The following is a 13953-nucleotide window of genomic DNA, read 5'->3' as shown; positions in this document are numbered from 1 at the left end:
CATAATTTTTCTACGCTATTTTAGCACGCTTTGAACTCTTTTGCGCAAGAATTGGTTAACATATAAGGAGTAAAATGGTGTTTATTATTTTTAAGGAAAATTGGATGATACTTCATACGTTAAAATCACTGGTAATTTTAATTCCCCTGCTTTGGTTGGGGTGCTCTGACAATAAGGCAAAAACAGCTCCTTTACCGCAAGTAGAAGTCGGTGTGTATACCCTAAATTCCCAAAGCATTACGCTTTCGCGTGAGCTTCCCGGACGTACCAAAGCGACGGTCATCTCTGAGATTCGTCCGCAAGTAGGTGGTATTATTCAAGCGCGTTTTTTTGAAGAGGGTAGCATCGTGAAAAAAGATGCCGTGCTTTACCAGATCGATCCAGCGTTATACCAAGCCGCTTTTGATGAAGCTAAAGCCGCACTCAAAAACGCCGAAGCAACGCTAGAGTCTTCTCGTCTTAAAAGTGAACGTTACGCGGATCTTGTCAAATTAGAAGGTGTCTCCAAACAAGATGCAGAAGATGTCAAAGCGGCGTATTTGCAAGAAGTGGCGAGTGTGGATGAAAAAAAGGCTGCCTTGCAAAGTGCGCAGATCAATCTTGAATACACCAAAATCAAAGCACCGATTAGCGGGCGCATCGGGACATCAAGTGTGAGTGTGGGAGCCCTTGTGAGTGCAAGCCAAACCACAGCGCTTGCTACGATTCGCACCCTCGATCCCATCTATGTGGATCTGACCCAATCCAGCACGCAACTTTTAAAACTAAGAGCACTTCTAGCACAACAAGGGATTAAAAAAGGGAGCACACAGCTAGCATTAAATCTTGAAGATGGCTCACGTTACCCACATGAGGGAACGCTTCAGTTTCAAGAAATTGCCGTTGATGAGAGTACCGGTTCAGTAACGCTTCGTGCCACGTTCCCTAATCCTGATGGCATCTTGCTTCCTGGGATGTATGTTCGAGCGCTTATGGATGAAGCGGTCAATGAAAAAGCACTCTTAGTTCCTCAGCAAGGCATTCAACGCGATCCCAAAGGCAACGCAACCGCATTCATCGTTACGAGTGAGAATAAAGTTGAAACACGCATTGTCAAAACAGAGCGTGCATTGGGGGATATGTGGTTGGTCAGCAGTGGACTCAGTGTTGGCGATAAGGTGATTGTCGAAGGATCAAGTAAAGTTCGTGCAGGCAGTAGCGTCAAAGCCGTGGATGTCACTGAAACATTAGGTAAAGCGCAATGATCGCACACTTTTTTATCCATCGACCCATTTTTGCATGGGTTATCTCCATTGTCATTATGCTAGCAGGTATTGGCTCCATTTTTTCACTTCCTGTTGCGCAATACCCTGACATTGCACCGCCTACGATTCGTATCAATGCCACCTACACGGGTGCGTCTGCTCAAACGGTAGAGAACAGTGTCATTCAAATCATTGAGCAACAGCTTACGGGGTTGGATGGACTTTTGTATTTTTCCTCCACCAGTAGTTCTTCAGGGTCTGCGAGCATTGATGTGACCTTTCAAAAAGGAACCGATGCTGATACGGCGCAAGTTCAAGTACAGAACAAAGTAGCCCAAATCACCACGCGTCTTCCAAAATCGGTTCAAGATGAAGGTGTGCGCGTGACTAAAGCGCAAAATTACTTTTTGATGATTGTCTCCTTGTATGATGTGACCGATACCAAAATGTCTGTGGATGTCGCGGATTACCTGCTTAGCAATTTACAAGACCCCATTGCGCGTTTAGAGGGTGTGGGTACGGTGCAAGTTTTTGGTGGTCAGTATGCGATGCGCATCTGGTTGGACCCTTCCAAATTGGTTTCGTACAACTTGATGCCTTCCGACATTAGCAGCGCCATTAGCGCTCAAAATGTGCAAGTCTCTGCTGGTAGCATCGGTGCACTTCCCGCATCCAGTGATCAGCAACTCAATGCAACTGTCACGGCAAAATCCCAACTACAAACACCTTTAGAGTTTGAAAAAATCATCGTCAAAAGTGACAGCAGTGGCGCGATTGTGCGCTTAAGCGATGTGGCACGTGTGGAGCTTGGGAGTGAGAGTTACAGCAATGTAACAAGGCTCAATGGCCATCCCGCTTCGGGACTTGCGGTGATGCTCGCCCCAGGTGCGAATGCACTCTCTACTGCCAGTCGCATCAAAGCAGCGATTGCCAAGATGGAACCCACCTTTCCGAGCGGGTATAAAGTTGCTTATCCAAGAGACAGTACGAAATTTATTCGTATTTCGATTGAAGAGGTGGTTAAAACACTGTTTGAAGCCATTTTATTGGTTCTTGTTGTTATGTTTGTCTTTTTGCAAAATTGGCGAGCCACCCTGATTCCTGCCATCGCCGTTCCCGTTGTTCTTTTGGGAACCTTTGGCGTTTTAGAGGTGTTTGGCTACTCCATCAATACCCTTACCATGTTTGGTATGGTGCTCTCCATAGGTCTTTTGGTGGATGATGCGATTGTCGTGGTTGAGAACGTTGAGCGTATTATGCGTGAAGAGAAACTCCCTCCTGTGGAAGCAACCGAGAAGTCGATGAAAGAGATCACGAGCGCGCTTGTGGGGATTGCGACGGTTCTCTCTGCCGTTTTCTTGCCGATGGCATTTTTTGCAGGCTCGACCGGTGTTATTTACCGTCAGTTTTCCATTACGATTGTTTCGTCGATGATTCTTTCCGTTATTGTGGCTTTGACCTTAACACCAGCACTCTGCGCTTCATTGCTCAAACCGCATGAAGAGATAAAGAGCCATGGCTTTTTTGGTTGGTTCAACAAAACGTTTGACTCCTTAATCGCACGGTACAAAGGCCGTGTAGGCTTGGTCATTGCAACGCCGTTTCGATGGATGCTGGTTTATGCGATCATTGCTTCCATCATGGCTTTTTTAATGCTTCGTCTGCCGACAGGCTTTTTACCCAGTGAAGATCAAGGGGATAGCATGGTTCAGTTTACGTTGCCAGCAGGGGCTTCTTTTAAACGTAGCAATGCTGTTTCTCGCGAGATTGAGCACTATTTTCTGAACGAAGAGTCTAACAATACCGAAGCCATTTTTACCATTTCAGGCTTTAGTTTTAGCGGAAGCGGACAAAATGCAGGTATGGCGTTTGTGGCTCTCAAAGATTGGGATGAGCGTAAGGGCGTTGAAAATCGATCGGACATCATTTCAAATCGTGCTACGATGAATCTTTCTCGTGTGCGCGATGCTCAGATCTTTTCGCTCAACCCTCCTGCGATTCAAGGACTTGGGCATAGCAATGGTTTTAACTTTCAGCTTCAAGCCCTTGCCGATACCGATCGTGAGCAACTCAAAACGCTTCGGGACAGTTTGCTTAGCAGTGTACGAAGTGACAGTACGTTTATGGCGGTTCGTTTGGGCAGTATGGAAGATACGCCGCAATTACATGTAAACATCGATGAAGCCAAAGCCGTTGCGCTTGGGCTTTCGTTATCGGATGTGGATGATACGCTCAATTACGCGTGGGCAGGTGTCTACGTCAACGATTTTGTCGATCGTGGGCGGATTAAAAAGGTGTATGTCCAAGGCGATGCTCCTTTTCGCTCAAAACCTGAAGATTTGGATCAGTGGTATGTTAAAAGTAACAGTGATGTGATGACGCCGTTTGCGTCGTTTGCGACAACGAGTTGGAGTTATGGTGCGCAGAGTTTAACCCGCTATAACGGCTTAGCGTCGTATGAGATCCAAGGATCGGCCGCTTCTGGGATTAGTTCAGGCGTGGCGATGGATAAGATAGAAGCCCTGCAAGAAGCTTTGCCTTCGGGTACAAGCTTTGCATGGAGTGGACTCTCGTATCAAGAGCGTTTATCAAGTGGGCAAACGTTGAAACTGTATGCCATCTCTATTTTGGTCGTCTTTTTATGTTTAGCGGCACTCTATGAGAGCTGGGCGGTTCCTTTTTCCGTTCTTTTGGTCATTCCTTTGGGTATTTTTGGCTCGGTGGTTGCAGCCTCGCTTCGAGGATTGGAAAACGATGTCTACTTCCAAGTCGCTCTTTTAACGACCATTGGGCTTTCGTCTAAAAATGCGATTTTGATCGTTGAGTTTGTCGAAGCGGCGTATAATCGTGGAAGCACGCTTGTCGATGCCGCCATTGAGGGGGCAAAACTGAGACTTCGCCCGATCTTAATGACCTCACTGGCGTTCATTGCAGGCGTTCTGCCACTAGCACTTTCCAGTGGTGCAGGGGCGAACAGTCGTATCTCCATTGGTACAGGAATCGTTGGAGGAACACTGAGTGCGACCTTCTTGGCGATCTTTTTGGTACCGCTCTTTTTTGTCTTGGTGCGTGGGATTTTCCCCAAACGAAAGCGCCATGCAACCATGGTAGGGGAGGTTTAAGATGCGTTCCATTTCTTTGGTTTTAGTACCATTTTTACTCAGTGGATGCGTTTCCCTTGCGCCTGATTATGTGCGTCCTAATGCGCCTATTCCCGCCACATTAAGTCAGGAAGTTGGACAAAATCAGAGCGCAACAAACCTTCCTTGGCGTGATTTTATTCACGATACCCGTTTGCAAAACGTTGTAGCCCTCAGCCTTGAACAGAGCCGCGATCTGCGCAAAGCTGTCGCCAACATTGAAGCGGCGCGTGCGACATATCGCATTGCCAAAAGCAGTGAGCTTCCCACCATTGAAGCCAGTGCGTCAGGCAGTAAAGCACGAGCAGTGAACTCATCGACCAATCAAACGTCTATCACGCAAAGCTCTTCGGCAACGGTGGGAATCAATAGCTATGAGCTTGATTTCTTTGGCAAAATCAAATCGCAAACCGCTATGCAGTGGGAGAGTTTTCAAAGCGTAGAAGAGGCGGCGCGTGCGGTTCAAATCAGCCTTATAGCCGAAGTCTCTACTGCGTGGCTTAGCCTTGCCTCCGACCAAAGTTTGCTCGCCTTAGCGCAAAAAACCGAAGAGAGTGCTAAGCATTCGCTCGCTATTGTCGAGGCGCGTTTTCAAAGGGGGATTGACTCTAGGGTAGCCCTTTATGAAGCGCAGAGTGTGCTACACCAAGCCAGAGCCGATAGTGCTAATTACACGTCAAAAGTTGCGCAAGATCGTGCGGCATTAGAGCTTTTAGTTGGAGCTTCTTTGGAGGATGCACTTCTTCCTCAAACACTTGAAAGCGGTGCGGAAGTCTGGTTGAGCGATGTCTCTTCGGGACTCTTCTCGGACATCTTACTCAACCGCCCCGATGTGCTTGAAGCCGAACACAATCTCAAATCCGCCAATGCCAACATCGGCGTAGCGCGCGCGGCCTATTTTCCTTCGATCACGTTAACGGGAGCTGCAGGCGTTGGCTCCAACGCGCTTCGAGGGTTGTTTGATGGCGGAACATCGACCATCTGGTCGTTTGCTCCGAATATAAGTTTACCGCTTTTTGATGCAGGCGAGCGTGACGCAACGCTGGATTATGCCAAAGCCAACCGCGATGTGTATGTTGCAAGTTATGAGCTTGCCATTCAAACCGCATTTAAAGAGGCGAGTTCAGCCCTTGCCAGACGCGCAACGATGAATGACCAACTCCAAGCACAAAATGCCTTGGTGGACGTGAGCACAAAAAGTTATGAAATCTACGATGCGCGCTACCAAAATGGGGTCGATACCTTCTTAAATGCCCTCATAGCGCAACGTTCCATGTATGCAGGCGAACAAAATTTGATCAGCGTGCGCTTAGAAGCACTGCTCAATCGTGTCACGTTATACCAAGTTTTAGGTGGCGGGTTAGCGCAAAAAAGCGAATAATCCTTTTTACATGTAAAGCAAACCGTGCTGGCTCTTACGCGTTTTTGGGTAAGAGCCACAGAGTTAAAATCCCACTCAACACCGAGAGAATACATCCTAAAATCATCGTGTGATACATACCATCAATAAAGGCGTGATCCACAAGGTTCAACAAATTTTCATGCAGCGAAACATCGGGAAGTGCCGTGATCGCCTGATGGGCGGCTTGGATAGAGGTTTGAAGCGCTTTTAAAAGTGTGGGATCTGCCTCGATCTCTTTTACATGTAAAAGATAAATGCGGTTGACATAACTGCCTAAGATCGCAATGCTCATCGCGGCGGAAAGCTCAATGGTGGTATCGTTCAAGGCACTTCCCACACCTGCTTTGGCTTTGGGAATAGAGCCCATAATTGAATCCGTCGAAGGCGGCATGGCAAATCCCATACCCAACCCCTGAACTAAAAATCCCACAAGAATCGACCAAAGTGGCATGTGTACATCCATCGTAACGACAAAAATCGCCATCCCAAGGGCAGAGATAATAATGCCTCCACCAATGATTAAAGGTGCGCCATACCTTTTGACACCATTGGATGAAAATTTAGCGCCAATTGCAACGCCCAGTGTCATAGGCATCAGCAATAATCCCGCTTCAAAAGCATTGTATCCTTCCACGGTTTGAAAGAGTTGCGAGAAGAAAAACATGGAGCCTACCATCCCAAAGACAATAAGCGCAATCGCAAAAGAGGGAATCGTAAACGTGCGTTTTTCAAAAAGCTCAAAAGGAATCATCGCGTAAGAACAGCGCCTCTCCAAGAGGATAAAAAGAGCACAAACGATCAGCCCAATACTCAGGCTTATGTGAACCGCTGGATCGCTCCAGCTTTTGACTCCTGCTTCGATAATGCCGTATGTCAGCGCAAATAAAAAGATCACGCAGAGCACCATGCCGACAAGATCTGCTTTAGCGCTTTTGTTGTGCGATTCGGGGAGTACCCACGACGCATAGACAAAAGCGATCACACCAATGGGCAGGTTAATAAAAAAGACCCAGTGCCACGAGGTGTATTCGATGATAAAACCGCCAATTAACGGTCCCAAGCCCTGACTCAGTCCAAAGATCATCGACCAAAGCCCAATGGCTTTCATGCGTTCATCGGGGTCTGTAAACATATGCGTGATGATGGAGAGCGTGGAAGGCATAATAAACGCCGCGCCAAAACCGCTCAGGCTACGAAAGAGGATAAGCTCTATGGTTGAAGTGGAGAGTCCCGCGCCCAACGAGGCAAGACTAAAGAGCACAATGCCAATTTTGAGAAACCGCTTTCGTCCAAATTGATCGCCAAGTGCTCCAATCGTAATTAAAATTGAGGCAAAAAAGAGGATGTAAATATCGACAATCCATTGAAGTTCACTCATGCTCGCTTTTAAATCATTGGAAATGGAGGGGAGGGCGACATCAAGGACGGTATTGTCCAGCGTGATGATGGACATAGCAACGCAAAGTGCGCCAAGACCTGCCCATCTTTTTTCGTAGGTATATGACATCAAAGTATTCCTAAAGTCTCAAAGTGTAATGAGTGTTACAAAAGAGGATGATACCACAGAACAGCTTAGGCACTGATCTGTGGCAGACGTGTGGGAGTCTTTACATGTAAAAGAAATTACACTTCTTTCGTAACCTTTTTAGACAAAGCCGTATAGATAATGATGGCTAAAGAAGCAACGCTTAAGATCAAGAGTTGCAAGGTCACAAGCTCCCAACCGCCATGCTCCCAACAATAAACCCCGATAAACGTTCCAAGCGCACCTCCAAGAAACATGGAGCTCATGTACGCGGTATTGATACGGCTGTGGGCACTCTCATCTAAGGTGTAAATCTGCGCCAAGTTATTGATCTGCACGGCTTGAAAGCCGATGTCAAGCAGCAAGGTTGCGACGATAAACGCCGCAAGGCTGGTATCAAACCATTTCATCAGAAGAATGCTAAGAACGATCATGCCCACTGAGAGCATTTTGGTAAATGTCGGGTTTATTTTGTCGGCGATTTTACCAATGTAGGGTGCTAGCAAAGCACCTGCAACGGCAAGCACACCAAAAAGACCGATGATATCGCTGTCAAAATTGAACGGTGCAAGAGAGAGTTTAAACGTAAGCGTTGTCCAAAAAGAGCAAAAGACACCAAATAAAACGGTAATCAACAGCGCATTGCTTCGTAAAAGTGAAAAACGTTTGAGCTGATACAACGAAGAGTACAAGAGTGATGCGTAGCTTTTGGAGAAGTTAGGCTCAATGCTTGGAAGCGTTTTAGCCACCATCACCATACAGCCAAACACCAGCACAGCAGAGAAGGCAAAAACCACATGCCAGTTCCCAAACCAGTCGGTGATGTAGCCGCTGAGTGTTCGCGCAAGCAAGATGCCTGTGAGCAAACCGCTAAAGATGGAACCAACGACCCTGCCTTTGTCTTTGCCACTCATCGCCGCTGCCATCGGAATGACGATTTGCGCAGAGACGGCAAAAAGACCAACAAGAAGGCTAAGGGCGTAGAGCAGATAAATGTTTTCGACAAAGGAGAGCCCGATGAGTGAAAGCCCCAATAAGAAATGAGAGAGCAACAGAAGCTTTTTTCGATCCATTTTATCGCCAAGAGGGCTTACGAAAAAGAGCCCTAAGCCGTAGCCGATTTGCGCAAATGTAGGCAGATTTCCCACTGCAAGAGCGCTTACATGTAAATCTTGGGCGATGATATTTAAAATGGGTTGATTGTAGTAAATATTGGCGACATTAATGCCAGCAACGGCTGACATCACGTAGATCTGTTTAGCGGAGATCATGATTTTTCCTTCGTGTTGAAATCTAGTGAAATCATACAGGATAAGGAAAATTTCTTTCATACCTCATTCAAATAAAGGGTTGCGCAAATCAAACATTTTGGGTTTGTCGATAGATTTGCGGTGTTTGATTGAGCTTTTTTTTGAAAAAATGGATGAAATGCGCCGACTCTTCGTAGCCTAAGGCGAAGGCGATGTCACTGATGCTCCACGAAGAGTGTTTGAGTAAAATCTTCGCCTCTTCCAAAACCCGTCCCGCAATGCGCTCTGTGGTTGTTTTCTCGCTGACTTCTTTGAGCGTTCGGTTGAGATGATTGGGGTGAATGTTCAAAAGTCTGGCAAAATCACTTGGGTTTTTAAGGACGAGTCGTTCATACGGCGAAGTGATCGGGAATTGGCGCTCCAAGAGTTCATTGAAAAGCGAATCGATTTTACGCTTTTTATCGCTTTGTGCATCCACTGTGATGATGGCAGGTTCCATTTTCAGGGCGATATGAATCAGCTCCAACGTCCAGTTACGCAAAAGATCGTCTTTGTAAGCGTAGTCTGAGCTTATTTCTGCGAGCATCTTCTCATACAGCGCTTCAACCTTTTGTGCTGTTTCCTCACTCAGTAAAAAGAGTTTAGGATGCTCTGGTTTGTAGATAGGGTAGCTTCGAATCGTGCCATAATTGTAGAAAAACGCTTCGGTGAAAATGCAAAAATAGCCCTCTTTCTTGCCATCGAGTGATTCCCAACTGTACGGCACAAGTGGGTCTGAGAACATCAGCGCAAAATGCTCACTCTGCACCGTTTTATCGGCGTAATGCACTTTATGTTTGCCCTTTAGCAGGGTGATTTTAAAGTAGTTCTTGCGACTGTAGGGAATGTCAATGCACGCTTGTCTTGTGAAGACATTAAAATGACCTAGTTCCTTTTCGACATTTGCGGGCAAGGGATGACAGATTCGTTTGTAAAATGCTTCAAGTGTTTCCATGGCAAAAGTATACTCAAAAAACAACGCTTCTAACAGAGTATGAAACGCGTTACATGTAAAGATATGTGCAAGAAAAGATCAATCTTTTTGTTACCAAGTTGATATAATGTTTTATTACAATCATGGGATGAAAGGAAGTGGGATGTCAGTCAACAAAGTTTATGTGCTCGATACCAACATCATCTTGCACAATACCAATTTTATCAAAGAGTTGTGTGATGGTGGAAACAACATCATTGTTATTCCTGAAACGGTGCTCATTGAGCTGGAAGATTTTAAAAAGAACTTCACGGAACTAGGTTATCAAGCCAGAAGTTTTGCCAGAATGCTGGCGTCATGTACCGTAGTCGAAGTCGACAGTGGGGAGCCATATCGCGTTGTCAAGATGCGCTATGAAGAGAACACGGCGATCCATCTTTTCTCTAAGACGCACTACACCTCAGACATAGACTCGCAATTTATCAACGAATCTAATGACAAACGCATCCTTGAAGTCGCTTCAGGTGCACAAGAATACTACCCTGATTACAAAGTTATTTTTCTCTCTTTAGATGTGTATGCGCGTATGTTTGGACTTTTCTACAATGTCACGGTCGAGTCCTTGCGTGAAGATCGAAGCGACGTACCTGAGTTTCAGTTTGTCAAACAGCTTCCTGTTGACTCAGCACTGTTTAATACCCTCGATAAAAAGCTGATTAGCGAGTACGACCCTGAGTACAAAAGTGGAAACTACTGCTATGAATTTATCAGTTCGGATGGCAATTCGGATCATGCGATTATCTCTCCGGGTGGCATCATTCACATGCTCAGCGAAGAGCTTGATTTTAGAGGCTTGGAGATTAAACCCATCAATCTCAAACAAAAATTCTTTATGAAAGCGCTTCTTTCCAATATGTACGACATTCACGTCATCGACGCACGCGCAGGAAGTGGAAAAACCTTGATGGCGTTTGTTGCGGCGATGCGTTTGGTGACCAAAGGCAGTTACGAGAAGATTGTCTACGTGCGAAACTCCATCGAAAGTGTTGATAAAGGGGCGGATGTCGGTTATCTCTCAGGCAATGATGAAAAATTTAGAATTTACAATATGGCGCTGTATGACACGCTTGAATTTATCGCCAAAAAGCGCATCAAAAAACGTGATAACACGCAAGAACCGCAAGTGGCAATCGAGAAAAAAGTGCAAGAGCTCATCACCAAGTACAACATCGAAAAACTCTGGCCAGGTGAGGCGAGGGGACGAACGCTCAGTAATGCCATCGTCATCTTAGATGAGTGGCAAAACAGCTCGAATAACACGACACAGCTGATTTTATCGCGTTTGGATAATAACTGTAAAGCGATTGTGATCGGCTCAAACCGCCAAATTGATAACATGTACCTCAACCGCTTTAACAACGGTTTGACTTCGCTTCTTAAGCAAACCAAAAAAGAGCAGACGCACATCTCACTCTTTGCGATTGAGCTTGACAAGTCGGTACGCGGTAAGTTTTCACACTTTGCCGATGAAATTTTTGGGGATGGCGACACACACAAATGACGAAATATTCGTTTGCCCATGAAGACGATGTGATGGCTTTTCGTTCGATTTTTATCTCCGATCTTCACTTGGGCACACGTTTTTCACAAGCGCATGAGCTTTTGGAGTTTTTACGAAGAACGCAGTGTGAAAATCTCTATTTGGTCGGTGATGTCATCGATGGCTGGGCGATGAAACGCAAACTCAAATGGGCGCAGTCGCACTCCGACGTGATCCAAAAAGTGCTCAGGAAAGCCCGAAAAGGCACCAATGTCTTTTACATCACAGGAAACCATGATGACTTTTTACGCTCATTTTTGCCACTGGGTTTGGGCGATTCGCTCATCGTAGTTGATGAGTGTGAGTATGTGAGTTTGAACCATGAGCGTTTCTACATCACGCACGGTGATTTTTTTGACTCAGTCACAATGACCAAACGGTGGCTCGCTGTTTTGGGCGACATGGGGTATGACCTTTTGCTGAATGTCAACCAAATCCTCAACTGGTGGCGTAAAACACTGCGCTACCAAAGCCACTGGTCACTCTCTAAATACGTCAAAGATCACGTGAAAAGCTCGGTTTCGTTTATTACCGATTTTGAGTCGATTTTGAGCGAACATGCCAAGCGTCACCACTTTGATGGGGTCATTTGCGGGCATATTCACAAAGCAGAGATACGGGAAATTGATGGCATCAAGTACCTGAACTGCGGGGATTGGGTCGAGTCGTGTACGGCGATTGTTGAAACCTACGAGGGTGAATTTAGGATTATACGATGGCTAGGACATTGAAAATTTCGCTGGCGCTTTCAGGTGGTGCCGCCAGAGGGGCGTTTCATCTGGGTGTCATTGCGGCGATGGAGAAAAATGGGGTTGAAATTGGTGCGATTTCAGGAACCAGCATTGGTGCTGTAATCGCCACAGGTGTGGGCTCGGGTGTCAGTGCATTCGATATGGTGCGTATCTTTCAAAGTAAAGCGTTCCAAAAAGCCTTTGGGTTTAATTACTTCAAAAAAGGGCTGTTGCGGATCAATGAAAAAGCGGCCGTTTTGCGAGATATTGCCCCCATCGCGCGCTTGGAGGCGATGAAAATCCCCACGTTTATCACCTGCGTCGATCTGCTCAGCGGCGAGATTGTGCGTTTTAGTGAGGGCGATACGGTCAAACTTGCCATTGCAAGCTCAGCGCTCATTCCTGTTTTTCGCCCCATTGTGTATGAAAATTACCTCCTCATTGATGGAGGATTTATGGACAATCTTCCGGTATCACCTCTGTTGGAGTTTCCCTACCCTGTGGTGAGTGTGAATCTTCACCCGTTACATGTAAAGCAAAAACATGACTTAACCTCCGTCATCAAACGTGCGCTTTATCTTTTGTTTATCGCCTCTTCACAGTCACAAATCGCTAAAAGCGATCTTTACATTACCGATCCCGATCTCTCCTCTTTTGGATTGTTTACTTTTGGTGAAATAATGCGCTGTTTTGAGCTTGGATACCGTAGAGGGAGCGAATCCATTTTGACATTTATGGAGCAACAAAGTATAATCTAGCGTTTTAAGAGAAGGAAATAGTATGACAAGCAAAGATTATTTAACCCAAATGTTCTCCCTTCAGCAAAAGCTGAACGATGAAACCAACGGCATCGGCTGGGAAAATGGGTACACCAAAAACAACCGTATGATTAACTGGAAACGTTGCATTTATATGGAGTGCGCGGAGCTCATCGATAGCTTTAGTTGGAAACATTGGAAAAATATTAATAAACCGACCGACTGGGACAATGTCACGGTTGAGATCGTTGATATTTGGCATTTTATTATGAGTTTACTTTTGGAAGATTACAAAACCAACAGCAGAGGCGATCTGGACAAACTTGTCTTGGACGTGCTGGATGTTCAAGGTTTTGAAGCCTTTACCAAAGAGCCACTCTCTATTGGTTCTGCGGATATGATGGAGCTCATTAACGACATTGAGAGTATCATTCACGATACCACAGGCTTTGAGATTGATCTGTTTGATGGTCTGCTTCGTGAGTATTTTACCTTGTCTCGCAAGTGTGGCATCAACCTCAAAGTACTGTACAAATTCTACGTGGCAAAAAATGTTCTGAACCAGTTCAGACAAGATCATGGCTACAAAGAGGGTCACTACATCAAAGTGTGGAATGGCAAAGAGGACAACGAAGTGATGCTTTCATTTTTGCAAGGTGAAGCGGCTCCAACGGTGGATGCACTCTATAAAAAGCTCGAAAAAGCCTATCCCAAGGCGTAATAAACGGTAGGATTTTCCTACTGTTTATTGTAAACGATACTTCTGCTTTTAGGCGTTTCTAAAAACTCCACGTGTGATACTTCCACTCCCAAACGACTCATCTTTTTCGCAATGATCTCAAGTAACCATGTCGAGATATTTTCACTCGTGGGCACAAAATCAACGATAATGTAGCCATCGTACATCTCAAGAATATGGCTAGGTTCGTCTTTTACACGGTTAAGATCGGGGATTTTATAGCCTGCTTCATTTTCGATAAGATGGGCTTTATCGGCAAAATGCGGAAGCAAAGTCTCAAAAAGCGGATCGTGAATATCGATGATAAATTTATGATCGAGCGTCGTGTCTAAAAACTGCTTAAACCAGTTAAGATGATGAAAGTCCGTGACCATACCATCTTTGAGCTGTGAACTTTGAAGATAGACGATGACTTTGCCCTGATGCCCGTGCAAATGACGACACGCCAAACAGCCCGTGAGCGAAAATTCACTGTCCAGCTGCTGCGACCAAACACGGTGCCCATAACAAAAATCGAACTCTTTACTTATTTGCCAAATCATTTACATACCTTATCTTTTTATATTTTAATGATACCCAAAAAGAGATATA

At 45.6% G+C, this 13953-nt stretch carries 11 protein-coding genes; 7 read left to right on the top strand and 4 right to left on the bottom strand.

Annotated features, from left to right (window positions below):
* The first annotated feature begins 74 nt into the window (after positions 1-74).
* From SMUL_RS13050 to SMUL_RS13040, 3 genes are read left to right on the top strand one after another with little or no spacing between them, the layout of a single operon-like run.
* Complete coding sequence (locus SMUL_RS13050; RefSeq protein ID WP_280938040.1) at positions 75-1244, top strand: efflux RND transporter periplasmic adaptor subunit; 1170 nt, start codon at positions 75-77, stop codon at positions 1242-1244.
* A complete protein-coding gene (locus tag SMUL_RS13045) occupies positions 1241-4366 on the top strand; it encodes an efflux RND transporter permease subunit (protein ID WP_025345702.1) in 3126 nt (1041 codons plus the stop codon). Before SMUL_RS13050 ends, SMUL_RS13045 begins: the two co-directional genes overlap by 4 nt.
* Position 4367: 1 nt before the next feature.
* Complete coding sequence (locus SMUL_RS13040) at positions 4368-5765, top strand: efflux transporter outer membrane subunit (RefSeq protein ID WP_025345701.1); 1398 nt, start codon at positions 4368-4370, stop codon at positions 5763-5765.
* Between the two features lie 34 nt (positions 5766-5799).
* On the opposite strand, the gene SMUL_RS13035 is transcribed toward SMUL_RS13040, so the two are convergent.
* From SMUL_RS13035 to SMUL_RS13025, 3 genes are all read right to left on the bottom strand, one after another.
* A complete protein-coding gene (locus tag SMUL_RS13035) occupies positions 5800-7293 on the bottom strand; it encodes an MFS transporter (RefSeq protein ID WP_025345700.1) in 1494 nt (497 codons plus the stop codon).
* A gap of 116 nt (positions 7294-7409) precedes the next feature.
* Positions 7410-8582: an MFS transporter gene (locus SMUL_RS13030; protein WP_025345699.1), complete on the bottom strand. Its 1173-nt coding sequence runs from the start codon at positions 8580-8582 to the stop codon at positions 7410-7412.
* 88 nt (positions 8583-8670) lie between these two features.
* Entirely contained in the window at positions 8671-9555 is an 885-nt protein-coding gene (locus SMUL_RS13025; protein ID WP_025345698.1) for a helix-turn-helix domain-containing protein, read from the bottom strand.
* A gap of 142 nt (positions 9556-9697) precedes the next feature.
* Here SMUL_RS13025 and SMUL_RS13020 point away from each other — a divergent pair, with 142 nt between their 5' ends.
* The 4 genes from SMUL_RS13020 to dut are packed head-to-tail and all read left to right on the top strand — an operon-like array spanning position 9698 to position 13344.
* A complete protein-coding gene (locus tag SMUL_RS13020; protein ID WP_025345697.1) occupies positions 9698-11095 on the top strand; it encodes a PhoH family protein in 1398 nt (465 codons plus the stop codon).
* Positions 11092-11865, top strand: coding sequence for a UDP-2,3-diacylglucosamine diphosphatase (locus tag SMUL_RS13015; RefSeq protein WP_084613134.1), 774 nt, complete (start codon positions 11092-11094; stop codon positions 11863-11865). The genes SMUL_RS13020 and SMUL_RS13015 overlap by 4 nt, the downstream gene beginning before the upstream one ends.
* Positions 11850-12623, top strand: coding sequence for a patatin-like phospholipase family protein (locus SMUL_RS13010; RefSeq protein ID WP_025345695.1), 774 nt, complete (start codon positions 11850-11852; stop codon positions 12621-12623). Before SMUL_RS13015 ends, SMUL_RS13010 begins: the two co-directional genes overlap by 16 nt.
* 22 nt (positions 12624-12645) lie before the next feature.
* The gene (dut, locus tag SMUL_RS13005; protein WP_025345694.1) at positions 12646-13344 is read left to right on the top strand and encodes a dUTPase; all 699 of its coding nucleotides are present in this window, start codon (positions 12646-12648) and stop codon (positions 13342-13344) included.
* 17 nt (positions 13345-13361) lie between these two features.
* On the opposite strand, the gene SMUL_RS13000 is transcribed toward dut, so the two are convergent.
* Positions 13362-13904, bottom strand: coding sequence for a 6-carboxytetrahydropterin synthase (locus tag SMUL_RS13000; RefSeq protein ID WP_025345693.1), 543 nt, complete (start codon positions 13902-13904; stop codon positions 13362-13364).
* Positions 13905-13953 lie beyond the last annotated feature (49 nt).

The sequence above is a fragment of the Sulfurospirillum multivorans DSM 12446 genome, from assembly GCF_000568815.1.
GTDB lineage: Bacteria > Campylobacterota > Campylobacteria > Campylobacterales > Sulfurospirillaceae > Sulfurospirillum > Sulfurospirillum multivorans.
Note: the sequence above shows the minus strand (reverse complement) of the source record. Positions and strands in the feature narration are given on the sequence as shown.